The 20,427-nt window shown below is 69.8% G+C and carries 23 protein-coding genes and 1 pseudogene; 7 read left to right on the top strand and 17 right to left on the bottom strand.

Features of this window, described 5'->3' with window-relative positions:
- Nucleotides 1-67: 67 nt before the first annotated feature.
- From HDA41_RS23275 to HDA41_RS23265, 3 genes are all read left to right on the top strand, one after another.
- Nucleotides 68-364: a PLD nuclease N-terminal domain-containing protein gene (locus HDA41_RS23275; protein ID WP_184986829.1), complete on the top strand. Its 297-nt coding sequence runs from the start codon at nucleotides 68-70 to the stop codon at nucleotides 362-364.
- Between the two features lie 232 nt (nucleotides 365-596).
- The gene (locus HDA41_RS23270) at nucleotides 597-1,202 is read left to right on the top strand and encodes a DUF6232 family protein (RefSeq protein WP_221511585.1); all 606 of its coding nucleotides are present in this window, start codon (nucleotides 597-599) and stop codon (nucleotides 1,200-1,202) included.
- On the top strand, nucleotides 1,199-1,546 hold the full coding sequence (locus tag HDA41_RS23265; RefSeq protein WP_184986828.1) for a hypothetical protein: 348 nt from the start codon (nucleotides 1,199-1,201) through the stop codon (nucleotides 1,544-1,546). Before HDA41_RS23270 ends, HDA41_RS23265 begins: the two co-directional genes overlap by 4 nt.
- On the opposite strand, the gene HDA41_RS41465 is transcribed toward HDA41_RS23265, so the two are convergent.
- Together HDA41_RS41465 and HDA41_RS23260 are read right to left on the bottom strand one after the other, a co-directional pair.
- Nucleotides 1,547-1,660 carry a DUF397 domain-containing protein gene (locus HDA41_RS41465; RefSeq protein ID WP_230299441.1) on the bottom strand — a complete coding sequence of 38 codons (114 nt, stop codon included), beginning with the start codon at nucleotides 1,658-1,660 and terminating at the stop codon, nucleotides 1,547-1,549.
- The gene (locus HDA41_RS23260; protein WP_184986826.1) at nucleotides 1,608-2,567 is read right to left on the bottom strand and encodes a helix-turn-helix domain-containing protein; all 960 of its coding nucleotides are present in this window, start codon (nucleotides 2,565-2,567) and stop codon (nucleotides 1,608-1,610) included. Before HDA41_RS23260 ends, HDA41_RS41465 begins: the two co-directional genes overlap by 53 nt.
- Before the next feature lie 105 nt (nucleotides 2,568-2,672).
- Between HDA41_RS23260 and HDA41_RS42320 the strand changes: the two genes are divergently transcribed.
- The gene (locus HDA41_RS42320; protein ID WP_184986824.1) at nucleotides 2,673-3,278 is read left to right on the top strand and encodes a DUF7848 domain-containing protein; all 606 of its coding nucleotides are present in this window, start codon (nucleotides 2,673-2,675) and stop codon (nucleotides 3,276-3,278) included.
- Between the two features lie 14 nt (nucleotides 3,279-3,292).
- Here the strand turns inward: HDA41_RS42320 and HDA41_RS23250 are convergent, their stop codons facing one another.
- Both HDA41_RS23250 and uvrA read right to left on the bottom strand, forming a co-directional pair.
- Nucleotides 3,293-3,706, bottom strand: a complete 414-nt coding sequence (locus HDA41_RS23250; protein ID WP_184986822.1) for a DUF6281 family protein — start codon at nucleotides 3,704-3,706, stop codon at nucleotides 3,293-3,295.
- A 75-nt stretch (nucleotides 3,707-3,781) separates the two neighbouring features.
- Complete coding sequence (gene uvrA, locus HDA41_RS23245; protein ID WP_184986820.1) at nucleotides 3,782-6,241, bottom strand: excinuclease ABC subunit UvrA; 2,460 nt, start codon at nucleotides 6,239-6,241, stop codon at nucleotides 3,782-3,784.
- Nucleotides 6,242-6,322: 81 nt separating this feature from the next.
- Between uvrA and HDA41_RS23240 the strand changes: the two genes are divergently transcribed.
- Complete coding sequence (locus tag HDA41_RS23240) at nucleotides 6,323-7,048, top strand: MerR family transcriptional regulator (protein WP_184986818.1); 726 nt, start codon at nucleotides 6,323-6,325, stop codon at nucleotides 7,046-7,048.
- A 79-nt stretch (nucleotides 7,049-7,127) separates the two neighbouring features.
- Here the strand turns inward: HDA41_RS23240 and ccsB are convergent, their stop codons facing one another.
- The 7 genes from ccsB to hemL all read right to left on the bottom strand — a co-directional run bounded on the left by ccsB (nucleotide 7,128) and on the right by hemL (nucleotide 14,847).
- Nucleotides 7,128-8,210, bottom strand: coding sequence for a c-type cytochrome biogenesis protein CcsB (gene ccsB, locus HDA41_RS23235; RefSeq protein WP_184986816.1), 1,083 nt, complete (start codon nucleotides 8,208-8,210; stop codon nucleotides 7,128-7,130).
- Nucleotides 8,207-9,952: a cytochrome c biogenesis protein ResB gene (gene resB / locus HDA41_RS23230; RefSeq protein WP_184986814.1), complete on the bottom strand. Its 1,746-nt coding sequence runs from the start codon at nucleotides 9,950-9,952 to the stop codon at nucleotides 8,207-8,209. The genes ccsB and resB overlap by 4 nt, the downstream gene beginning before the upstream one ends.
- 3 nt (nucleotides 9,953-9,955) lie before the next feature.
- The gene (locus HDA41_RS23225) at nucleotides 9,956-10,726 is read right to left on the bottom strand and encodes a cytochrome c biogenesis CcdA family protein (protein ID WP_184986812.1); all 771 of its coding nucleotides are present in this window, start codon (nucleotides 10,724-10,726) and stop codon (nucleotides 9,956-9,958) included.
- Nucleotide 10,727: 1 nt separating this feature from the next.
- Nucleotides 10,728-11,375, bottom strand: coding sequence for a TlpA family protein disulfide reductase (locus tag HDA41_RS23220; RefSeq protein WP_184986810.1), 648 nt, complete (start codon nucleotides 11,373-11,375; stop codon nucleotides 10,728-10,730).
- A 66-nt stretch (nucleotides 11,376-11,441) separates the two neighbouring features.
- Nucleotides 11,442-12,725 (bottom strand): polysaccharide deacetylase family protein, encoded by a 1,284-nt coding sequence (locus HDA41_RS23215; RefSeq protein ID WP_184986808.1) that lies wholly within the window; start codon nucleotides 12,723-12,725, stop codon nucleotides 11,442-11,444.
- A gap of 119 nt (nucleotides 12,726-12,844) precedes the next feature.
- Nucleotides 12,845-13,534, bottom strand: coding sequence for a histidine phosphatase family protein (locus tag HDA41_RS23210; protein ID WP_184986806.1), 690 nt, complete (start codon nucleotides 13,532-13,534; stop codon nucleotides 12,845-12,847).
- A complete protein-coding gene (gene hemL / locus HDA41_RS23205) occupies nucleotides 13,531-14,847 on the bottom strand; it encodes a glutamate-1-semialdehyde 2,1-aminomutase (RefSeq protein ID WP_184986804.1) in 1,317 nt (438 codons plus the stop codon). Before hemL ends, HDA41_RS23210 begins: the two co-directional genes overlap by 4 nt.
- A 287-nt stretch (nucleotides 14,848-15,134) precedes the next feature.
- On the opposite strand from hemL, the gene HDA41_RS23200 reads away from it, so the two are divergent.
- Complete coding sequence (locus HDA41_RS23200; RefSeq protein ID WP_184986802.1) at nucleotides 15,135-15,773, top strand: hypothetical protein; 639 nt, start codon at nucleotides 15,135-15,137, stop codon at nucleotides 15,771-15,773.
- A gap of 359 nt (nucleotides 15,774-16,132) precedes the next feature.
- Nucleotides 16,133-16,554: pseudogene (locus HDA41_RS23195) on the top strand (relaxase/mobilization nuclease domain-containing protein); the annotation flags it as partial.
- 11 nt (nucleotides 16,555-16,565) lie between these two features.
- Here the strand turns inward: HDA41_RS23195 and HDA41_RS23190 are convergent.
- The 6 genes from HDA41_RS23190 to HDA41_RS23165 form a co-directional block, all read right to left on the bottom strand.
- On the bottom strand, nucleotides 16,566-16,892 hold the full coding sequence (locus HDA41_RS23190; RefSeq protein ID WP_184993658.1) for a DUF6087 family protein: 327 nt from the start codon (nucleotides 16,890-16,892) through the stop codon (nucleotides 16,566-16,568).
- A 31-nt stretch (nucleotides 16,893-16,923) separates the two neighbouring features.
- A complete protein-coding gene (gene tgmC / locus HDA41_RS23185) occupies nucleotides 16,924-18,111 on the bottom strand; it encodes an ATP-grasp peptide maturase system methyltransferase (RefSeq protein WP_184986800.1) in 1,188 nt (395 codons plus the stop codon).
- Nucleotides 18,101-19,063, bottom strand: a complete 963-nt coding sequence (tgmB, locus tag HDA41_RS23180; RefSeq protein WP_376706813.1) for an ATP-grasp ribosomal peptide maturase — start codon at nucleotides 19,061-19,063, stop codon at nucleotides 18,101-18,103. The genes tgmC and tgmB overlap by 11 nt, the downstream gene beginning before the upstream one ends.
- 5 nt (nucleotides 19,064-19,068) lie before the next feature.
- Nucleotides 19,069-19,371, bottom strand: coding sequence for a putative ATP-grasp-modified RiPP (tgmA, locus tag HDA41_RS23175; RefSeq protein WP_184986796.1), 303 nt, complete (start codon nucleotides 19,369-19,371; stop codon nucleotides 19,069-19,071).
- A gap of 121 nt (nucleotides 19,372-19,492) precedes the next feature.
- Nucleotides 19,493-19,855: a hypothetical protein gene (locus HDA41_RS23170; RefSeq protein WP_184986794.1), complete on the bottom strand. Its 363-nt coding sequence runs from the start codon at nucleotides 19,853-19,855 to the stop codon at nucleotides 19,493-19,495.
- Nucleotides 19,849-20,271, bottom strand: a complete 423-nt coding sequence (locus HDA41_RS23165; RefSeq protein WP_230299400.1) for an ATP-binding protein — start codon at nucleotides 20,269-20,271, stop codon at nucleotides 19,849-19,851. Before HDA41_RS23165 ends, HDA41_RS23170 begins: the two co-directional genes overlap by 7 nt.
- Nucleotides 20,272-20,427: the final 156 nt, after the last annotated feature.

Genomic DNA, 20,427 nt, shown 5'->3' with positions numbered 1-20,427 from the left:
GGTCCAGTATCCCCGAGCGGCTACCCTGGCCCTGAACCGCCCACCCGCTTTCGCTGAGAGGCCGCGCATGCTCCGGGTACTGATGTTCCTCGTGCCGCTGGCGCTGAGCGTGTACGCGTTCATCGACTGCATCAGCACGAAGGACGACGACATCCGTCACATGCCCAAGCCGCTGTGGGCGATCCTCGTGCTGCTGTTTCCGCTCGTCGGCTCGATCTCCTGGCTGATCGCCGGCAAGAAGCGGAGCGCTGCCGCGGGTGGTGGCCGTCCCCGGCAGTGGGTGGCGCCCGACGACAACCCCGAGTTCCTGAAGTCCCTCGACGACGAGAAGCGGGACGACGATCCCAGGCGGGACGAGCCCTGAGCCCGGGTTACGGCCCGCCCGGCAGGAGTACGGCCTGCCGAACCTTCTCCGTCTTGATGTAGTCGCTGCCGAAGGCCTCATGTCCCCCGCCGGCCCTTTCCGTCAGCACTGTGACGCCGGAAGGGGCCAACTGGTTCATCAATAGACTTGCTCTCGGGAAACGCATGGTCGTCAATAGTGCTCACACAGTGACGACTGTCGCTTTGGACTCGCAGGCCCTCAGAAGGACTTCATGGAGACACAGCAGCCCCCGGGGCAGTGGGACTTCCCACCCCCGCCCGCCACTCCGCCCCAGGCCATGACCAACGTCGAACTGCGCGTCGGCAAGCGGTTGTTATGGGTCGACGGGGCCGCCTATCCACTGCGGAACATCGCCCGGGTGTACACGTTCACCCTCCATCCGAAGCGCAAGGAGGCGGTCCTGCGCTTCCTGAAGCACGCCGGAATCACCCTGGCGGTGGCCATCGGCCTGTCGATCATCGGCAGTGTGACGTTCATGGCGAGCAGGTCCGCGGGCAGCGGACTCCTCACGTTCGTGTGGCTCGGATCCGGCGCGGCGCTGATCTACTTCCTCGTGGACATGCTCTCCGTCCTCACCGCGCAGTCGCATTACGTCCTGGCCATCGAGACGGCGGGCCCGTCCACCGCGATGGTGACCAGCCGCAACCCGCAGCACCTGGACCAGCTCGTGGGCTACGTCGCCGGCGCGCTGGAGAACCCCGACACCGAGTTCCAGGTGACGGTGGAGCGGCTCACCATCAGCTCGCCCGCCAACTACTACTTCGGCGACAACGTGAACATGTACGGCGGCAGCGGAAACGTGGGGATCGCGGCATGAGCGGCAACAACTACTACTACGGCGACAACATCAACATGCACGGCGGCAGCGGCAACACGGGCATCGTGAAGAACGGGGCCACCGGCGACACCGTGGATCCCGCCCTGCGGCTGGCCCTCGCCGAACTGCTCCAGGGCGTCCGTGAGTTGCGCGACCAGCTGCCGCGGCCCAGCGCGCAGCTCATCGACGAGTCCCTGCCGGTGCTGGCCGCGGACGCCGCGCCTCCCGAGGAGCGGCACCGTGCGCTGATGGCCGTCGCCGCGATCGCCGCGGCCGTCGGGGCCGTGGGGCAGCCGGTCGCGGAGGCGGCCAACCGGATCCTGCAGATGCTGAGCGGGCAGTAGTCAGCGCACGGAGCCGACGAACGCCGACCAGGCGGATCGGGTGACGAGCAGGATCGGGCCGTCAGGGGTTTTGCTGTCGCGGATGGGGACGGTGTCGGGGAAACCGGGGGCTATTTCCACGCAGTTGCCGCCGTTGTCGTCGCTGCGGCTGCTCTTGATCCAGTGCGCCGCGCAGAGCTCGTAGCGGTCCATGATGCTCGTACCCCTCCATCGCGTCGCTGATCAGAGCGGCGGATTCGCGGGCTGACAGGATGTCGGCCCTGAGCACATCATAGGTCTGGGAATGCCGCTGGTAGACGGCCGGATCGTTGTTGAAGTGGCCACGGTCCAGGGACTCCGAGTACACCCATCGCTCGTCAGCCAGTTCGATCAGCGACATGGATCCTCGGGGCCGAACGAGCCCGAAGGCGTCTGAGGGAGCCACCTGGATACGGATGTTGCGGCGCTGCCCGACCGCCAGCAGGTGCGCGCACTGCTCGCGCATGACCTCCGGGCTGCCCACTCCGTTGCGCAGGCAGCTCTCGTCGAGGATGACGACGTACAGCGGACCGCCGTCGGCCAGGAAGCGTTGCTGTCGGCTCAGACGAGCCCGGACGCGTGAGTCCACCTCCTCGGCGTCCGCACCACGGCGGCTGAACAGCGCACGCGCGTAGTCCGCCGTCTGCAACAACCCCGGGATCACTCGCTCCTGGTACTCCCGCAGGGCGACGGCCACCTCGTCCATCTCAGCCCGCCGCCGGAACCAGTCAGGATGCTCCACCTGCGGATACCAGTCGATCCGCCCCCACAACCGCAGCAACACCCCACCCGTTCCCAGAAGTTCGTCGCACTTCTTCGCGAAGCCCTCCTGCGGAACCCTCGTCCCCGCCTCCACCCGCGCCACGTGCGAGCGGTCGCACGGGATCTGCCTCGCCAAACCCTCCTGCGTGAGCAGCGCCGCCTCGCGGAAATGCCGCAGCACCTCCCCGAACACGGCGGCCGTGCTCGCCCCCGACTCCGCCCCGCCGTTCCGTCGACTCACGGCCTCCCCCTCCGTGACAGTGCACCGGTGTCACACGCCAAGCATTGAACCGGCCCATTCCCCTGCGCAACGCTCGATACACCCAGAGTTACGGAGGTGCAGGGAATGGAACCGGGAACGCTCGTCTACGACCCTGAAACGCGCAAGGTCGGCGAGTATCAGGACAAGACCGGCCCGTACGTGATGCTGCGCCCGGTCGGCGGCGGCCGGGAGTGGCAGGCCGACCCGGCGCGGATCCGGGTCGCGACGCTGGAGGAGCGGCTCAGGGCGGGCGTACGCGCGGCCAACGACCGTTCCAGGGAAGGGTTGTCGGCCGATCCCACCCGGCCTCCCGCACCGGTACCCGGGTGTGCGGCATGCGAGGAGCTCGCCGCCCGGCGCGACAAGGCGCGTGCCGCGTTCGACGCGAGCGCCGTGACCGACGCGAACGTCCTGCTCCGCCGGCACCAGCGAGAGGTGCACGGCGGAGAACCGGCGGGGCGCCGGATCTTTCGGTACGTCCCGTACACGATCGTCCAGGACGCGTCGGCCCTGCCCGAGTACGAGGCGCACTGCGTCTCCGGCGAGGACGCGGACTGCGGGGCCGGTTCCGGGCCCTGCTCGGCCCCGGCGGAGGTCGAGGAATGGCAGCGCAGGCACACGCAGGAGACGCTGCACACCCGCTACCGGCGCAGTTTCGCGGACTACGCGGTGCTGGAGCGGCAGGGCTGAGGCGCGGGCGGGGGTCAGTAGCGGTCGATCAGTTTCTTGAGTTCGGGCGGGAGTCCCTTGAGGTCGTCGGCGACGACGAGACGGTACCGGTCGGTGTCCTCCGCGACCGCGATGGCGACGCTGGGGTCCACCCCCTTCAGGGCGAACGCGGTCATCAGGGCCGGTCCCTCTCCGTCATCACCGTCGCTGGGTGTGTCGTCGCACGCCGGGCGGGTGGCGGCGCCGAGCGACTCCGCCACGGGAACGGTCTCCCCTCTGCCCACGTATCTGCGGTTGTCGTACTCGACGATGTACGCGCAGGACGCCTCGGCCTGCCCGCCGTCGTCCGGCGACGACGGGGACGTGCAGCCCACGGACAGCAAGACAACGGCCGCCGCCGGCAGCCCCCACACGAGTGCGCGTCTGCCGCGCTGGAGTGGCGTCTTCATCGGTACGCCTCCTTCTGGAGCTGGGGTTCCGGCTCATCGGATACGGAGCGAAGACGTGCGGGGGTCCGGAAAGGTTCAGGTACCGGGTGATCCTTCCACCATCAACTGTCCCCCGGCCGCTCCGCCTCCGGGCCCCAGTTCGATCAGCCAGTCGGAGGCGCGCACGACATCCAGGTTGTGCTCGATGGTCACGACCGAGTGGCCCGCGTCGACGAGGCGCTGGAGGACGTCGAGGAGGCGGGCGGTGTCGGCGGCGTGCAGGCCGGTCGTCGGCTCGTCCAGCAGGTACAGCGCGCGTCCGGTCGTTCGCCGTCCCAGCTCCCTGGCGAGTTTGAGGCGTTGGGCCTCGCCGCCGGAGAGGGTGGTGGCGGGCTGGCCCAGGGGGAGGTAGCCGAGGCCGACGTCCGCCATGCGCCGCAACCGGCCGGCCACGGCGGGCACGTCCCGGAACACCCCGAGCGCCTCGTCGACCGTCGCCTCCAGCACCTGCGCGATGTCGTACCCCTGGTACCGCACCGCCAGCACCTCGGGACGGAAGCGGCGGCCCCGGCACCCCGGGCAGCGCACCTCCACGGCCGGGAGGAAGTGCATGCGTACCGTGAGCACGCCCGCGCCCTCGCAGCGCTCACAGCGTCCGCCCGGCACGTTGAAGGAGAACCGGCCCGCTGTCAGGCGTCCTTCGCTGCTCGCGGCGAAGACCTCCCGGATCGGCGTGAAGACGTCCGAGTACGTCGCCGCGTTGGAGCGCGGGACGCGGCTGATCGGCTGTTGGTCGATGAGGACGGCCTTGGACAGGTGCTCCCAGCCGTCGATGCCGTCGTGTTCGGCCGGGAGTTCCCCCGCCCCGTGGAAGTGCCGGCGGGCGGCCCGGCCCAGGATGTCCAGCAGCAGCGTCGACTTGCCCGAGCCGGACGGGCCCGTGACCGTCACCAGGCGGTTCAGCGGGATCCGTACGGTCACGTCCTTGAGGTTGTGGGCCCGGGCCCCGCGGATCACGACCGCCCTGCCGCTGTCGCCGCGTCGACGCGACTCGGGCGCGGGCAGCCGGCCCGACAGATACGCGCCGGTCACCGAGCCCTCGGCCCGGGCCACCTCCTCCGGCGTGCCCGCCGCCACGATCCGGCCGCCGTCCCGGCCCGCCCCCGGGCCGACGTCCACCACGTGGTCCGCAGCCCGCAGCACGTCCAGGTCGTGCTCGACGACCAGCACGGTGTTGCCCAGGTCGCGCAGGCGGCGCAGGACGCCGATCAGGCGGGCGGTGTCCGAGGGGTGCAGGCCGATGGTCGGCTCGTCGAGGACGTACAGCACACCGGTCAGGCCGGAGCCGAGCAGGGCGGCCAGCCGCAGCCGCTGCGTCTCCCCGGCGGAGAGGCTCGGCGTGGACTGCTCCAGACCGAGGTAGCCGACGCCGACGTCCACCAGGCGCCGTACCCGCTCCTCCAGGTCGGCGACGACCGGCTCCACGAGCAGCCACTCGTCCCCGGCCGACCGCTCCTTCAGGGCGGCCAGCCAGCCGCCGAGTTCGGTGAGGGGCAGTCGTGCCGCCTCGACGATCGTCAGCCCGTGCACGGTCACCGCCCGGCTCTCCGGCCGCAGCCGGGTGCCCTCGCACTGGCCGCAGGGCTGCTTCACCAGGCCCTGCTTCTCGGCCCGTTCGCGGTACTCGGGGTCGTCGGCGCGCTCGGTGTAGCGCCGCAGCAGGGCCGTGGCGACCCCTTCGAAACGGCCCGCCGACACGGACGCCGGCGGGTCGACCGCCGGGAAGTGCCGCCGGAACTCGGGGCTTTCGACGCCGTGGACAAGCAAGTCCCTCTGCGGCACGTCCAGTTCGTCGACCGGGCGGTCCGCGTCGAAGGTGAGGCCGTAGTGGCGGGCGGCGGCCCGCAGCACGGTGAGGTTCCACTCGGTGAGCTTCGGGTTCCAGCCGCGTACCGCGCCCTGGGCCAGTGCGCGGGAGCCGTCGACCAAGCGCCGGACGTCGGGCCGGATCACCTCACCGAGGCCGGTGCAGGACGGGCAGGCGCCCGCGGGCTTGTTGAAGGAGAAGGAGCCCATCACCAGTTCGGGCACGGGGGTGCCGCAGTGCGGGCAGGGGGTCTGCTCGCCCTCGGCGTCCTCGTCGGCCGTGGTGCCGGCCTCCGCCTCGTTGGCGTACGACGGCGGGATGTTCTTGCCGCAGCCGGGGCAGGGGCGGGTTCCGATCCGCGACCACAGCAGCCGCAGGTACGTGAACACCTCGGTGACCGTGCCGACCGTGGAGCGCGGGCTGCGGTTGGTGAGGTGCTGGTCGACGCTGATGGACGGGGACAGGCCGCTGATCGAGTCGACGGCGGGTTTACTGGCGAAGCCGGTGACCATGCCCAGTGACTCCAGGTACTGCCGCTGGCCCTCCCGGTGGAGGGTGTCGAAGGCGAGCGTGGACTTGCCGGAGCCGGACAGGCCGGTCAGGACGACCAGCTTGTTCTTCGGGAGGGAGAGGGAGACGTTCTTGAGGTTGTGGAGGCGGGCGCCGGTGACCCGGATGCTGTTGTCCATTCCTTCAAGTCTTCCATTGAAGTGCGGTGTTGAGGCTTTTTCGCCAACAGCGCTGGTTTGCCTGCCGTAACCTTCAAATCGATGACCAACGAACGCCGTCTCCGTCCCGTCGACCTCGCCCGGCTGGCCGGTGTCTCGACGCAGCAGATCCGCAACTACGAGGACGCCGGTGTGCTGCCGCCCGCCGCCCGCACCGCGTCCGGCTACCGCGTCTTCGGGGACGTGCACCGCGGCGCGCTGCTGGCGTACCGGGCGCTGATGCGGGGGTACGGGCCGGTGAGAGCGGCGGAGATCATGCGGTCCCTGCACGACGGGGACGTCCCGGGCGCGCTCGCGCTGGTCGACGCCGCGCACGCCGCCCTGCACGAGGAGCGGGTCTCCCTGCGGGCGGCGAGCGAGGCCCTGGAGATGCTGGCGCAGGAGCCGCCCGCCCCGCTGCCGCGCTCCGGCGGGCTGCGCATCGGGGAGGTGGCCGCGCTGCTGGGCGTACGGACGTCCGCGCTACGGGTGTGGGAGGGGGCCGGGCTGCTCACGCCGGGGCGCGAGCGCGGCACGGGATACCGGGTCTACGAACCCGCCGATGTGCGCGACGCCCGGCTCGTGCACACGCTGCGCCGCAGTCACTATCTCTTCGACCAGATCCGGCCCGTGCTGGAGGGGCTGCGCCGCGAGGGCAGCAGCGACGCCCTGCGGGCGGCGATCGCGGCGCGCGGGGAGGCCCTGACGGCTCGCACGAGGGTCATGGTCGAGGGCGCGGGCGCCCTCCACGCCTACCTGGACCGGCTCACCGCGGCCGGCGTCAACTGAGCACCCCGAGACGACGAAGGCCGGTTCCCGTGACGTGGAATCACAGGAGCCGGCCCGCCGGAGTGGGGGTGTCGGGAGCTTACACGCCCGCGTAGGAGTGCTTGCCGGAGACGAAGATGTTCACGCCGTAGTAGTTGAACAGCCAGCAGCCGAAGGCGATGAGGGCCAGGTAGGCGGCCTTGCGGCCCTTCCAGCCGGCGGTGGCGCGGGCGTGCAGGTAGCAGGCGTAGGCGACCCAGGTGATGAAGGACCAGGTCTCCTTCGGGTCCCAGCCCCAGTAGCGGCCCCAGGCGTCACCGGCCCAGATGGCGCCCGCGATGATCGTGAACGTCCACAGCGGGAAGACGGCCGCGTTGACGCGGTAGGAGAACTTGTCGAGGGAGGCGGAGGAGGGCAGCCGCTCCAGGACGGACGTCGCGAAGGTGCCGGGCGTGCCGCCGCTCGCGAGCTTGTTCTCGTAGGAGTCCTTGAAGAGGTACAGGATCGTGCCGACCGCGCCGACGTAGAAGACCGCGCCGCAGAAGATCGCCGTGGAGACGTGGATGTACAGCCAGTACGAGTGCAGGGCCGGGACCAGCTGGTCGCTGGCGGTGTAGAGGACCGTGACCGCGAGGCCCAGGTCCAGCAGGACCGAGGTGATCAGGAACAGGCCGAGCCAGCGCACGTTCTTCTTCAGCGCCAGCAGCCCGAGGTACACGCCGACGGCGACCGTGGAGAACGTGATGTTGAACTCGTACATGTTGCCCCACGGCGCCCGCTCCACGGAGGCCGCGCGGGCGATGACGCCGCCCAGCTCGACCAGGAAGGCGAGCACGGTGAGGGAGATGGCGATCCGGCCGTACAGGTCGCCCTGTTCGTCACCGCCGTGCGCCCCGGGCCCGTCCGGCACGTCCCGCTGACCGGTCGCGGCCCGCACGGTGACCTTCGGCCGCTCCAGGACGGCGGTGCCGCCGGCCTGGTTCACGGTGACGGCGGGCGCCTTCTTCACCTCGGCCGGCTTGGCGGTGAGCGCGGCGGCGGTCCTGGCGACCTTGCTGCGGCTGCCGAAGAGCCATTCGGCGATGTACGCGAAGAAGGCCAGGGTGTAGACGGCCATCGCGGAGTAGATCAGCGTGTTGCTGATGTTCGCGAGGTTTTCGTTGGTGGCGGCGGCGAGAGTCACTGCTTCTCAGCCCCTTCGGCAGGTACGGGGGTTTCGGTACCCGGCTCCTGGTCGGTGTCGGGGGAATCTGCGGGGTCGTGGGGGCCGGGCGCGGCCGGTGTCTGGTCGTAGAGGATCCCGGCGAGGTCGCCGAGTTCCTCGGGGACCTTGGCGGACTCGCTGCGGCCGAGGCCGGCCATCTCCACGACGGTGACGCCGTCGGCGCCCTTGACCGCGCGCACCCAGACGCGGCGGCGCTGGATGAACAGGGAGGCGGCGAGGCCGCCGATGGCCGCGAGGGCCCCGGCGAGGGCCCAGCCGCCGCCGGGCTCCTGGACGACCTGGAAGCCGGCCCACTCCCTGATGTCCTTGCCGAAGGTGACCGTACCTGCGCCGTTCGGGAGCTCCATGGTCTCGCCGGGCCGCAGCAGCTTCTTGAACAGCTTGCCCTGGGAGTCCTTGAACTCCTTCATGTTGGTCTTGTCCATCTGGTACACGCTCTGCGGGATGCCGGAGTCGGCTCCCAGGTCGCCGTGGTAGGCGGACAGCGCGAGCACCGGGGAGTCCAGCGCGGGGAACTGCGACAGCATCGTGCCGCTGGCGGCGCCGCCGAAGGTCGGCACGAAGAACGCGTTGAAGCCGAGCTGTTCCTTCTTGCCCTCGGGGTTGCGGTAGCCGTCGAGGACCTTGACGACGCCGGAGGAGGTGACGTTGGCGTCGAGCGGCAGCAGCGGTACGGCGTCGTCGTAGACGACGTTGCCCTTGCCGTCGCGGACGGTGATGACCGGGGCGTAGCCGTGGCTGACCAGGTAGACCTTGGCGTCGCCGATCTCCAGCGGGTGGTTGACCCGGACGGTGGTCTTCTCGTCCTTGCCGTAGGGGCCGGCGCTGTAGGTGAGGTCGGCCTGGTAGACGCGCGGGGTGCCCTTGTTGGGGCCGCTGCGCTCGTAGGTGCCGGTGAACTTCTTCAGGTTGAAGCTGAACGGCACCAGGTCGTCGGAGGTGAAGAGGCTGCCGGACTTGAAGTCGTCGTACTGGGTGAGGGTGTTGGAGAAGCCGTCGCCCTCGACGACCAGCTTGTTGCCCTCGGACTTGTACAGCTGGCCCCAGGCGAAGGCGACCAGGAGCACGATGAGGGCGATGTGGAAGGCGAGGTTGCCCAGTTCGCGCAGGTAGCCCTTCTCGGCGGCGACGGCGTCACCGGCGAGGTGGGCGCGGAAGCGGCGCTTCTTCAGCAGGGCCAGGGCGGCGCTGTGGATCTGCTCGGGTTCGGCCGTGGTGCGCCAGGTGGTGTGGGCGGGCAGCCGGTTCAGCCGGCTGGGCGCGCGCGGCGGGCGGCCGCGCAGCTGGCCCACGAACTGCCAGGTGCGGGGGACGATGCAGCCGATGAGGGAGACGAACAGCAGGATGTAGATCGCGGAGAACCACACCGAGCTGTAGACGTGGAACAGGCCGAGCTTGTCGTAGACGTCCCCGAGGGTGGGGTTGCCCTTGCGGAAGTCGGCGACCTTCGTCTCGTCCTGGCCGGACTGCGGGATGAGCGAGCCGGGGATCGCGCCGAGGGAGAGCAGCAGGAGCAGCAGCAGCGCGACCCGCATGGAGGTCAGCTGCCGCCAGAACCAGCGGGCCCAGCCGAGGACGCCCAGGGAGGGCAGGTTGGGCGACTCCTCCGTGGGGGCGGTGGACAGCTGGGATCCGGCGTCGCCCAGCTCCTGGTTCTCGGCGGCGGTCGGGGCCGGGTCGGAGGCGGTGGTCTTGCTCATGGATCAGATCCCCACAGTGAAGCCGTCGGACCAGACCTGCATCTCCTGCACGATGCGGTCCCAGGCGCCGGTCAGCAGCAGCAGACCGGTCACGATCATCATGGTGCCGCCGACCCGCATCACCCAGACGTAGTGGCGCTTGATCCATCCGAAGGCGCCGAGGGCCTTGCGGAAGGCGACCGCGGCGAGCACGAACGGCACGCCCAGGCCCAGACAGTACGCGACGGTGAGGGCGGCACCACGTCCGGCGCTTCCCTGGTCGGAGGAGAGGGCCAGCACGGAGGCCAGGGTGGGGCCGATGCAGGGAGTCCAGCCGATCCCGAACAGCGCTCCGAGCAGGGGCGCGCCGACCAGCCCGGCCACCGGCTTGCGGTGGAGCCGGAACTCGCGCTGGGTGAACCAGGGCATCAGGCCCATGAAGAAGACGCCCATGAGGATCATGAGCACGCCGAGCACCTTGGACAGGACGTCCTTGTGCTCCTGGAGCGTGTTGCCGAAGTAACCGAACAGCGCCCCGGAGGAGACGAACACGGCGGTGAAGCCGAGCACGAACAGGGAGGCGCCCGCGACCATCCGGCCGCGCCGCGCCTCGGCGAGGTCGGTGCCGGCGACCCCGGTGACGTAGGACAGATAGCCGGGCACGAGCGGCAGCACGCAGGGCGAGAAGAAGGAGACGAGTCCGCCGAGCAGGGCGATGGGCAGGGCCACCAGCAGGGCGCCGTTGAGCACCGTGCCGTTGGGGTCCGCGACCGCGGCGAGGGTGAGCGCGCTCACGTCACTTCTCCGCGACGACCGGCTTGAGCATCTTCAGCAGCCGTTCCTCGCTGAGCGCGGACAGCGAACGGGCCGCGATCTTCCCGTCCCGGTCCAGGACGAGCGTGGAGGGGACCGTCTGCGGGTTGAGCGTGCCCCTCTCGAAGCGGAGCATCAGCTTGCCGGTCGGGTCGTACAGGCTCGGGTAGGAGATCCCGAAGTCCTTCTCGAAGGCGGCGGCGGACTTCAGGTTGGTGTCCCGGGTGTTGATGCCGACGAACTGCACGCCCTTGCCGGCGTACTCCTTGGAGACCTTCGCGAAGTACTTGGCCTCGGCCCGGCAGGGGTTGCACCAGGATCCCCACACGTTGAGGACGACGACCTTGCCCTGGTAGTCGGCGACGTCGAGGGTCTTGCCGTCGATGGTCTTGCCGGACAGGTCGGGTGCCGGGGCGCGCTCACCCTTGGCGGCCGTCGCGATGCCGTCGGTGCCGGTGACGAAGTTGGTGTTGCCGCCCCCGCCGGAGGTGCCGCCGGAGCCGCACGCGGTGACGAGCAGCGCGGCCACGGCGACACCGGCGGTCAGGGCGGCGCGGCGACGGACCCGGGTCGGGAGGGTCGTACGAGTCGAGCGGTTCGAGCGCAGGGGGGCGCGGCTGGCGGCACTCATGTGAAAAGTTTCGCATGTCCGTTCCGGGGCTCTCGCCCACCCCCCTTGCGGGCGGAAAACCGCATTTCAGGCGGCATTCCCGGAGGGCGTACCGGCGCCTGCCGGGGCCTTTCCGATGAACCCCTTCCAGCCACCGGCCGGTTGCTGCCCGACCTCCAGCGTGCGCAGCTTGTCGAGCACCTCGGGCTTCTGCACGTCCAGCCAGTCGACGAACTGCCGGAAGGAGACGAGGCGCACATCCGCGCCCTTCTCCTTCTCCCGCGCGATGTGCTTGAAGGCCTCCTCCACGGCGTCCATGTAGATGCCGCCGTTCCACTGCTCGAAGTGGTTGCCGATGAAGAGAGGTGCCCTATTTGTCTCGTATGCCCGCTTAAATCCCTGGATGTACGCCTGGGCCGACTGCTCCCGCCAGCCCGGGTAGTTGTGCGCCGGGGCCTTCGTGGTGCTGATGGACTGGTTCGCCAGCATGTTGTAGTCCATGGACAGGACCTCGAAGCCACGGCCGGGGAAAGGTATCTGCTGCAACGGCAGGTCCCAGAGCCCCTGCCGCTTCACCGGCCACACCTGACGGCCGCCGGGCGAGGAGGCGTCGTAGCGCCAGCCCAGCTCGCGGGCGGTGGGCAGCAGGTTGTCCTGGCCGAGCAGACAGGGCGTACGGCCGCCGACGAGCTCCTTGTCGTAGTCGAACGGCAGCGAGGGCAGGTCGGTCCAGCCGGTGTTGGTGCGCCACTCCTTGACGAAGGACTTCGCCTGGTCGATCTCGCTGCGCCACTGCCGCGGCGTCCAGTTCTTGACCGAGCCGTAGGCCTCGCCGCAGAAGTGCCCGTTGAAGTGCGTGCCGATCTCGTGGCCCTCCAGCCAGGCCCGGCGGACGTTCTTCAGCGTGTCCTTGATGTGCGCGTCGGTGAGGTACCCGATGTCGGAGGCGCCGCGCGGATTGTTCGGCGGGTCGTAGAGGCGCTTCTTCGACTCGGGCAGCAGATACAGCCCGGACAGGAAGAAGGTCATGCTCGCGCCGTGCTCCTTGGCCAGGTCCAGGAAGCGCGGGAAGAGTCCGTTGCCGACCTCGCCGGCGCCGTCCCAGGAGAACACGACGAACTGCGGCGGGGTCTGACCCGGCTCCAGCGGCTCGGGCCTGGCGGGCTGGTGGGGCTGCTTGCCGGTGGAGGCGGTGGAGCCGTCGCCGATCGGCCGGGCGGTCGGCTTCGGGCTGCCGGTCCCCTTGCCCGGGGAACCTCCCGCATGGTTCGTGTCGTCCGACGAGGTGAGGCTGCCGCAGCCGGCCAGTCCGACGGCGGCGGCGGCTCCGGCGCCGACTCCGAGTGCTCCCCTGCGGGTGAGAGTGCGCATCGCATCCCCGTTCATCACGTTCTCTGGTGGTCACCCAGTCAGAGGACGTGATGAACGGGGAGGTTCCGCCGATATTTGCAGATTCCGTAACGAGGGCGTCAGAAGCGAACAGAAAGGGCCTATGCGCCGAACGCCTTGTCCTTCCCCTTCACCGGCCTGGCACCGGCGAGGAGATGCGCCGGGACGAGATCGCGGGCCGGCTCGGTGTAGCCGACAGAAACGATCCGGTCGCCCCGGTACGTGAAGGTCGTCAGCGACGCCAGCGTGCACTGCCGCTTGCGCGGGTCGTGCCAGAGCCGCCGCCGCTCGACGTACGACCGCACGATCCAGATCGGCAGCTGATGGCCGACCACGACGGCCTCGTGCCCCCGGGCCCGGTCCTTCGCGGCGCTCAGCGCGCTCATCATCCGCACGACCTGGTCGACGTAGGGCTCGCCCCAGGACGGCCGGAACGGGTTGAGCAGGTGCCTCCAGTTGCCGGGCCTGCGCAGCGCCCCGTCCCCGACGCCGAACGTCTTCCCCTGGAAGATGTTCCCGGCCTCGATCAGCCGCTCGTCGGTGGCGACGTCCAGCCCGTGCGCCTTGGCGATCGGCTCCGCCGTCTCCTGCGCCCGCTCCAGCGGGGAGGCGACGACGTACGTCACATCCCGGGGCGCGAGGTGCTCGGCGACCCGGTCGGCCATGCGCCGGCCCAGGTCGGAGAGGTGGTAGCCGGGCAGCCGCCCGTAGAGGATGCCGTCCGGGTTGGCGACCTCGCCGTGCCGCATGACGTGGACGACGGTGATGTCGCTGTTCTTCTGGTCGCTCATGCCGTGGCCTCCGCGGCCGCCCGGGCCGCCGCCGGGAGGGCGTCGGCGATCCGCTGCACGGCCCGCTCGTCGTGCGCGGTGGAGACGAACCAGGACTCGAAGGACGACGGCGGCAGGTAGACGCCGTTCGCGAGCAGCGAGTGGAAGAAGGCGGCGAAGCGGAACGACTCCTGCGCCTTGGCGTCCTCGTAGTTCCGCACGGGCCGGTCGGTGAAGAACACGGAGAACATGTTGGAGGCGGTCTGCAGCCGGTGCGCGACGCCCTCCTTGGTCAGGGCCCCGGTGACGAGCTCCTGGATCTGTGCGGAGACGGCGTCGACCTTGTCGTAGGCGGCGTCGTCGAGGAGGCGCAGCTGGGCGAGCCCGGCCGCGGTGGCGACGGGGTTCCCGGAGAGGGTGCCGGCCTGGTAGACGGGTCCGGCCGGGGCGAGGTGCGCCATGACGTCCGCGCGCCCGCCGAAGGCCGCCGCCGGAAACCCGCCGCCCATCACCTTGCCGAAGGTCATGAGGTCGGGCCGGACCCCGTCGACCCCGTACCACCCGGCCCGGCTGGTCCGGAACCCGGTCATGACCTCGTCGGAGACGTAGAGGGCGCCGTTCTCGGCGCAGAGGTCCTTGAGGCCCTGGTTGAAGCCGTCCGCGGGCGGTACGACACCCATGTTGCCCGGCGAGGCCTCGGTGATCACGCAGGCGATCTCGCCGGAGTGGGCGGCGAAGGCGGCGCGCACGGCGTCGAGGTCGTTGTAGGGCAGGACGATGGTGTCGCCGGCCTGGGCGCCGGTGACGCCCGGGGTGTCGGGCAGCGCGAACGTCGCGACGCCGCTGCCGGCGGCGGCGAGCAGCGAGTCGACGTGCCCGTGGTAGCACCCGGCGAACTTGATCACCTTGCTGCGCTGCGTGAACCCGCGCGCGAGCCGGATCGCGGACATGGTCGCCTCGGTCCCGCTGGACACGAGCCGCACCTGCTCGACCGGCTCCACCCGGGCGACGATCTCCTCGGCGAGCGCGACCTCGCCCTCACCGGGCGTGCCGAAGGACGTACCGCGGGCGACGGCGTCCTGCACGGCGGCGATGACCTCGGGGTGCGAGTGCCCGAGGATCATGGGCCCCCAGGAACACACGAGGTCGACGTACTCCCGCCCGTCGGCATCGGTCAGGTACGGCCCTTTGCCGGACACCATGAACCGCGGTGTGCCGCCGACGGCGCGGAAGGCCCGCACCGGCGAGTTCACGCCACCGGGTGTGACGGCCGCCGCACGGTCGAAAAGAGCCTGCGAGGCCGGTGCTTCATACGGATATGCCAGTTCGCTCATGACCTGCGACTTCTCCGACCTTCTCCGACGACGTCGGACTCCGGGTGTGAGTGACCTGTTCAGGGTAGGACAGTGCCCTGCAACCGGTCCCCGAACCTCCGTCGTCTGCGAGACTGGGACGTGATACACACAGCTCAAGCGGCCCAGGGTGGTCGGACGCTGCGTAGATCCCGCGGACAGTTGTTTCAGCGCACGTTTCGGCGAGCGACCGCGGGGGAGGTCACTGACACGATGATCGGGTTGCGCGGCGGGGGCGACGCGTCCTAGAAAAGCAGTCGGGTGGAGATATGCATCGCGGTGGCGGACTGGGCGAGGGGACTGATGACCTGGGTCCTCGACGTGCCCGGCGGGGAAGGCACCGGCGCGAAGCGGAGGACACGCAGGAACTACGTCGTACTCAGGGTCTGCCGAGTGAACCGGAGCGGTTCGACGGACGTACTGAACGCCGGGTGGAAGATCTTCGGGCCGGGAGCAGGAATGGTGGTCGGGTGGGGGTGACGTACAAGTACTTCGGCGCGCCGGACGGCGCGACCGCGGCCCGCGTCCCGATCTCGATGCGTCCCGAGGAACTCGGCGGCGACGAGCTCGGCATGAACGGCATGTTCACGAAGATCAAGCCGGAGACCATGGCGGCCATGGTCCTGACGGGCATCGAGGGCGTCCCCCTGCACAAGGTGCCGCCCCTGGAACTGGTCGTCCTGCACCCCGACTACGCGGTGGTCAAACTCCCGATGACCGTCGTCGACCCCCTGCGCGGCATCGGCGAGGAGACGGTGGGCGCGGCGGCCTTCATCTGGTCGACGGTCCCGGACCGGGGCGGGCCTCGGGACGCGTTCAACGTGTACCAACTGCTGCACGAGTGGCAGGACTTCTCGCACCGGCTGCATGAGGCGGGGCATCAGCCTTATTGCCTTGTGTGGCCCTGAGCTGGGGTTTCACTGGCTGCGGGCGAGGTCTTCGGGCCTCGCCCTTTTTTGGTGTCGGAGAGGGGCCGTCAGGCGGCCGGGGCACATTGGATTCGCTGGGTGCACGGTATGTGCCCTGGGTGCCGGGTGGGTCGCCTTCCACGTCGGCTCCCGTGAAGGCGTCGTCGATCGCCTTGCGGGTGCGCGTCTCGCTGGACGGTGAAGCCAGGGTCCGAGTGGCTGAGGTGCTCAGAGAGCACGTCGACCCGCCCCTGGTGGCCTTCTGGAACGACTTCGCCCCCGACCCCGGCCGCGGCCCTCACCACGACCCGACGGAAGTGGAAGCGCAGCTCGTCGCACAGCTCGACCAGCCCGTGAAGATGCTGGGCGGCAAGGCACCCAAATACACCGTGTGGCACTGCCCCGTCCGTGCCGCACCCCAGGACCCGATCCTCACCGACGCCGAGTGGGCGGACATCGCCCGCCGGATCGTGGCCGCCACCGGCATCGCCCCCGAAGGCGACGAGGAAGCATGCCGCTGGTTGCCGTCCACCACGCCGACGACCACATCCACATCGCCGCCACCCTCGTACGCCAGGACGGCCGCCGCCCCAAGCGCGACTACGACCAGCGGGCCGTCCAGCGTGAGGCCCGCCAGCTCGAAGTCGGCTACGGACTGAGGCGGTTGAAGCCGGGCGACGGCACCGCCGCCAAGCGCCCCACCAGCAAGAAGCACTTCAAGGTCAAGCGCACTACGTCGAGGGGCACCCCGCCGCGCCATGCCCGCAGCAGCCTCAGACGCGGCGGCGTTGATCACCTCTGTGCCCGGCCGCCACCGTCCGGCCTGGGTGCCTGGGGTTTGCGGTGCTTGCCGGTGCCGGAGCCGAGCGGCTTCGGCACCGGCCCTGGGGGTGAGGGCTCGTTGGCCTCCGGGTACAGGATGGCTTGGGCCTCGGCCAGGCTGGCGGCGAACCCGTACAGCTCCCATGCGTGCCCGTTCCAGCGCTCGATGGCGCGGGGTGCATCCGGGTTCAGATGCGATGCCCTGGGCCCGTCGCCGGGCACGGCAGGCACGGCGCGAAGTCGGCCGATCCTCGCGTCACGGCGTTCCGCCCAATCCTTCAGCGGTTCGTCGTCCATCCTGGCGTTCCTCGCGTCGGTGGCGGTTGTCTCAGGAGGGTAGCGCCCACTGTGGGCCGTTCGGGTTCCCGAGCCAGACGGCCTGCTGGTCGCGGGAGACAGTCACGCCGAACGCCGCGGTGTTCGGTGAGCCGTACTCCTCCCAGGTGGCCACCGCCGACTCGATCGCGTCCCACAGGCGGCGGGGGCCGCCCTGCCTGACCTGCCAGCCGCCGTCCGTGGGAGCGAGGACGGCGAAGGAATCGGTAACGCTGTCCAGTAGAAACGTGCTGACCGGGCCGCCGTCGACCGCCATCGAGAAGAAACGGGCGTCCGGCGCCGCAAGCTGCGCCATGAACGCCGACCCGGAGCTGGTGAGAAGCTCTGGCCCGCGTACGGCTTTCCGTACCGTCCCGTCGTCGGGGCCCGGCACCATGCCGAGGCTCTCCGGTGCGTCCTGCTGGCGGGCGATCATGAAGCTTGGGTCGTCCTCGCTGAACCAGCCGCTCGCGCTGTCACCCGTGACGATGAGTTTGGCCAGGCCGAGGGAGCGCATCCAGCCGCGAAGGGTGGTGAGGATGACGCCGCCCGGCCGGACCTGTTCCAGCCAGGCGGGCGGGATGCTGCGGAAGCCGCACGTGGCGATCAGGCGGTCGTACGGGGCTCCGTCGGGGTGGCCGGCGCGGCCGTCCCCTACCAGCAGGTGGGGGGTATGACCGGATCCGGTGAGGGCGTGGCAGGCTCGTCGGGCCACGCCCTCGTCCGTCTCGATTGAGGTCACGCCCTCGCTACCGAGCCGGTGGCACATCAGTGCTGTCGAGTAACCGGTTCCGGTGCCGATCTCCAGCACATTCATGCCGTCCTGCACATCCAGGTCCTCGAGCATCCGGACCACGAGGCTCGGCAACGTCGAAGACGAGGTCGGGGTCGCGTTGCTGATCGGCTTCGGGTCGGCCCAGTCGATGTCCCGGCCGCCGAACTGAGTCATCCATGTCTCGTCGGTGTAGACGAGCCGGAGCCACTCCTCCTTGCCGACCGTCTCCGGTGTGACCGGCTCCCAGGTGGTGGCGCCCGGGGCGTGGCTCTCCCGGTAGAAGCGCGGGATGAATCTGTGGCGGGGCACGGCCTCCACGGCGGCCCGCCACTGCGGCGAGCGCAGCCAGCCGTCCTTCTCCAGTTGTCGGGCGAGCCGGCGCCGGAGATCGGCCGCGGCCGTCTCGATGTCGGTTTCACTGGCCACGGAGTCCTCCTTCCAGGAGATCGGCGAGTGCGGCGGTCATCGGCAGACCGGTCGGCGGCTCCATCCATGCCCACTGCCCGGAAGGATTGCACTCGATGAAGATCCACTCGCCGCAGTCGGTCAGAGCGAAGTCGAACGCCCCGAAGACGAGCCCGAAGTGCTTCAGATAGGCACGCATCGACCGTTCCACCGCGGGTGGCGTGGCAAGCGGCGTGTATGTGTGAGTGCCGTAGTCCGTACGCCAGTCGAGGAGACCGGAGTCGATCCGCACGGCGAAGATCTGCTCGCCGATCACAGTCACCCGGATATCGGCAACCTTGTCCACCCGCTTCTGGAAGAGGTGCATGGTGCCGGATACGGAGTCGTCGATCTCGTCGGCGGTCACCTCGGTCACGGGGACGGTCTGGGCCTTGCCGTCGACCAGGTAGAGCGGAACCGAGATCGGCTTGAAGATGACAGGGCCGTGCGCCCTGATGAAGGCCCGTGCGTCGTCGGGAACGTTGGTGATCAACGTCGGCGTAAGCGTGAAGCCGGCCGCTGCCGCTGCCGCGAGCCCGGCTGGCTTGTACTCGGCGTCGCCGATGCGATTGGGGTGGTTGACGTAAAGGCAGCCAGGCAGAGAGGTCAGGATGCCGCCGAGCCCGTAGCGCGCTTGGGCCACGGCGAATCGCTCATCCTGCTTGTCGAGGTGAGGGAAGGCAAACCCGGAGGGGCGCCGGTAGTACAAGGAACGCACCGCGCCCAGGTCGGCGCGTCGGCTCGGGGTCTGCACGCTTCCCCGCCACCTGTCAGTGCCGCCGATGGCGGCCGAACACGACAGAGTGGCGGGGAAGTCACCGGAGTCGAACCGCACGACCGGGACCCCCCGGTCGTGCAGCTCGGCGATCACGAAGTCCGCAGTCGGGTCGTCGAGGTTGGTGACCACCAGGACCGGACGATCGTCGCTCGTCACTGGAGTCACTGGTCGGTGTCGTTCCCCGTGTCGCTGTCCGGGGAGTCGCTGTTGCGGTCGCCCTGGCCCGTGGTGCCGGTCGCGGGATTCGTACCGGAGGATGTGCCGTGGCCCGGGGACATGGTGGGCACCCCGGAAGTGTGGAAGTACCGGGCGGTCTGCGTCTCCGGATCCAGCGTCACCGTCGCGTAGACGGGGCCGTCGACGGGCGGGTACGGGGCGATGCGACGGAGACCCCACGGGGCCGCCGTCAGATGCCCCTGCGGCAGCGGGCTGCCCGTGGGGAATCGATCCATGTGGTTGAACACGGTCTTCCTTCCTGTCAGAAGTTCTGTCCTTCGCCTGACTTGCTCACCCGCACGGCATCGAGGAACACGATCCTGCTTGTGCGGGAGTCTCAGGGGCACCGGGAAGAAGAGGCATCGGGCCCTACGTCGAAACCGGACCGGGATTCCGCAGCCCGTCCAGGACCCGTTGAAGGAGGCTGATGTCCGGTGCGCGGGCCTCGACTGCCAGTCGGCCGTCGTCGTACCAGCGGCTGAGCTGCTGCCGCCACGCGATCTCGGCACGCTGCATCTCCGCGCGGATCTCGCCGAGAGCCAGTCCCGACTCGACTCGCAGCCGCACAAGGTCGGCGGGAGTAATTCGGACCGACTCTGGGACAGCAACCGCGCCGACCTCGTCAGACGGACGCGTCGGGCCGAAGACAAGCTGCACGCACGCGTCCGGGAACGGGTCACCGACCAGTTCCTCCGAGGGCAGGAGTCGTAAGGAGATACGCGAGATCAGCATGCGGCCGGCACCCGCAGCTCTGCCCAGACGAGCTTGCCCCAACGATGCAGGTCGTAGCCCCACCGCCAGCTCAGCGACTCGACCAGGATCAGACCACGGCCGCCCTCGGAGTCACCTTCAGGACAGCCCAGTTCCGGGGTGTCTCGGCATTTGTCGGCAACGCCGACCCGAATCACTTCGGCCGTCTCGCGCCGAATCACCACACGGACCACGCGACAGGGCGTGTGGCTGACGGCATTGCTGATCAGCTCCGAAACAATCAGAGTGCCCGCCTCGGCCAACTCGCCTATGCCCCAAGTGTCCAGAGCCGCGGAGACAAGCAGACGTGCGCGGCGCGCGGACTCCGGCTCGCACGGCATCGTCTCGGTGTAGCCCGGGACACCGGTCGCTGTTGGTTTGGCGGCGGTCGTGGTCAAGGGGTCATCCCTCCGAGGCTGGGACGCCCGCCCCGCGAAGGGTCCGCAGGAGCGGGCTTTCCTGCACGCCATCGAGAGGCAGGAAGGGGAATCTCGCCCGCTCAACGGCTGGTACCGAGTCAACGGCCCTTGGCCGACGGCGAACAGGAAAAGTCG

Source organism: Streptomyces caelestis, from assembly GCF_014205255.1.
Lineage (GTDB): Bacteria > Actinomycetota > Actinomycetes > Streptomycetales > Streptomycetaceae > Streptomyces > Streptomyces caelestis.
Note: the sequence above shows the minus strand (reverse complement) of the source record. Positions and strands in the feature narration are given on the sequence as shown.

Bases quoted from the DNA above. Each gene is read 5' to 3' on its own strand.
- HDA41_RS23240 (WP_184986818.1), top strand. From the start codon at position 6,323: ATGACCAACGAACGCCGTCTCCGTCCCGTCGACCTCGCCCGGCTGGCC.
- HDA41_RS23170 (WP_184986794.1), bottom strand. From the start codon at position 19,855: ATGCTGATCTCGCGTATCTCCTTACGACTCCTGCCCTCGGAGGAACTG.
- HDA41_RS23265 (WP_184986828.1), top strand. From the start codon at position 1,199: ATGAGCGGCAACAACTACTACTACGGCGACAACATCAACATGCACGGC.
- HDA41_RS23215 (WP_184986808.1), bottom strand. From the start codon at position 12,725: ATGCGCACTCTCACCCGCAGGGGAGCACTCGGAGTCGGCGCCGGAGCC.
- HDA41_RS23200 (WP_184986802.1), top strand. From the start codon at position 15,135: ATGCATCGCGGTGGCGGACTGGGCGAGGGGACTGATGACCTGGGTCCT.
- HDA41_RS23220 (WP_184986810.1), bottom strand. From the start codon at position 11,375: ATGAGTGCCGCCAGCCGCGCCCCCCTGCGCTCGAACCGCTCGACTCGT.
- HDA41_RS23270 (WP_221511585.1), top strand. From the start codon at position 597: ATGGAGACACAGCAGCCCCCGGGGCAGTGGGACTTCCCACCCCCGCCC.
- HDA41_RS23275 (WP_184986829.1), top strand. From the start codon at position 68: ATGCTCCGGGTACTGATGTTCCTCGTGCCGCTGGCGCTGAGCGTGTAC.
- HDA41_RS23190 (WP_184993658.1), bottom strand. From the start codon at position 16,892: ATGGACGACGAACCGCTGAAGGATTGGGCGGAACGCCGTGACGCGAGG.
- HDA41_RS23210 (WP_184986806.1), bottom strand. From the start codon at position 13,534: ATGAGCGACCAGAAGAACAGCGACATCACCGTCGTCCACGTCATGCGG.
- uvrA (WP_184986820.1), bottom strand. From the start codon at position 6,241: ATGGACAACAGCATCCGGGTCACCGGCGCCCGCCTCCACAACCTCAAG.
- hemL (WP_184986804.1), bottom strand. From the start codon at position 14,847: ATGAGCGAACTGGCATATCCGTATGAAGCACCGGCCTCGCAGGCTCTT.
- resB (WP_184986814.1), bottom strand. From the start codon at position 9,952: ATGAGCAAGACCACCGCCTCCGACCCGGCCCCGACCGCCGCCGAGAAC.
- HDA41_RS42320 (WP_184986824.1), top strand. From the start codon at position 2,673: ATGGAACCGGGAACGCTCGTCTACGACCCTGAAACGCGCAAGGTCGGC.
- HDA41_RS23250 (WP_184986822.1), bottom strand. From the start codon at position 3,706: ATGAAGACGCCACTCCAGCGCGGCAGACGCGCACTCGTGTGGGGGCTG.